Source organism: Candidatus Aegiribacteria sp. (assembly GCA_021108435.1).
Taxonomy (GTDB): Bacteria; Fermentibacterota; Fermentibacteria; order Fermentibacterales; family JCC-6; genus Aegiribacteria.
In genome coordinates, this window is record JAIOQY010000183.1 from 1 (window position 1) to 1,510 (window position 1,510).

The following is a 1,510-nucleotide window of genomic DNA, read 5'->3' on the forward strand; positions in this document are numbered from 1 at the left end:
AAGTCGGAAGAGAGTACATAGATGATCTTACCGGTCTTTACAATCGTCGTTTTCTAAGAGTAAAGTCCGTCGAGCATTTAAGAATAATCGACGAAGAGGCTTCCCCCACATCGATTCTCCTGATTGATCTCGATCACTTCAAGAATATTAACGATACTTACGGCCATTCGAAAGGCGATACTGTTCTGAAGGAGTTTTCCTCTTTCCTTGAAGGTGTTCTCAGGATTAACGACTCGGTATTCAGATACGGAGGAGACGAGTTCGTATGCGTTCTTCCGGGGACGGGTTACGAACAGGCGGAGAGGATTTCCCACCGGTTCATCGAAAAATGCCGGGAGACGGAGTTTTCGAGGATACGTCTTACGATGAGCATAGGGATAGCATCGTGTCCTGGTGATGGAAAGGAGTGGGCCGGGCTTTTCGATACCGCTGATCAGCGTCTTTACAGCGCAAAGAGGCATGGTCGAGACAGGATAGGCAGCCGACAGACCGGCGTACGCAGCCTGATAATTCCCACGAAGGAGATTGTCGGCCGTAATGATGAACTTCTGGAAGTAATGCGTTATACAGGATCTTCCTCGGATATTAAGGGGGGGACGTTCTGCATCAGCGGTGAGATAGGTGTGGGCAAATCCAGGTTTGTCAGAGAGATCATTGATTCAAAGCGATTCAAGTCCTTCCGGTTTCTCGGCAGCATGCTTTCCGCCACCACTCATTCCATTCCCTACTTCCCGTTTCGGGAGCTTATCCGTTCGATAATCCGGATGAGCGACGGACTGGATCTCGATGATATCCCGCAGACTTACAGGATAGAACTTACGAAGATCGTTCCCGAGCTGTCGGACTATCTTGCGAAGAGCGCCGGTGAAGTTCTCATGGTTGATAAGTTCCGGCTGTTCGAGGGAGTGAGAAGGCTTCTTGAGCAGCAGGTTGCCGGAGGGCCTCTCATCATCTCTCTTGATAACATTCACTGGGCGGACGAAGGCTCGCTTGAACTTCTCCATTACGTTATCAGAGCGTTCCGGAGCAGTCCCATACTGTTCCTTCTCATATACCGTATTGAAGAAGCAGACAGGGAGTGCTTTCAGAGGATACTTAACAACATGTCCCGCGAAGGTCTGTTCAACCGAATCACACTTGAACCTCTTGATGAATCTGATGTGTCCAGGATGCTCTCCATGATAATTGACAGGATTCCATCTCCTGCCCTTACCGGTTACATTTTCAGGAAAACGGGAGGAAATCCGTTCTTCATCGAGGAACTCATGAAGTCACTTCACGAAAGCGGAGCTTTTTACTGGAACGCTGATAATTGGGAATTTCGCGAAGATATGGCTGACAGGATTCCTCATTCAATCGAAGACGTGATTGACAGGAAGCTTGACCTGATGTCCGCTGAGGCGAGGAGCCTTATAGAGCATGCCGCTGTAATAGGTCGTGAATTCGATTTCGGTTTCCTGCTGGAAATGACCGACTGGAATGAGGGACAGCTCTTTGACATGATGGATGA

1 protein-coding gene is annotated in these 1,510 nt (G+C 48.9%); it reads left to right on the forward strand.

Features of this window, described 5'->3' with window-relative positions:
• Nucleotides 1–1,510, forward strand: a 1,510-nt coding sequence (locus K8R76_10740) for a diguanylate cyclase (GenBank protein MCD4848653.1), incomplete at both ends; no start/stop codon positions are given.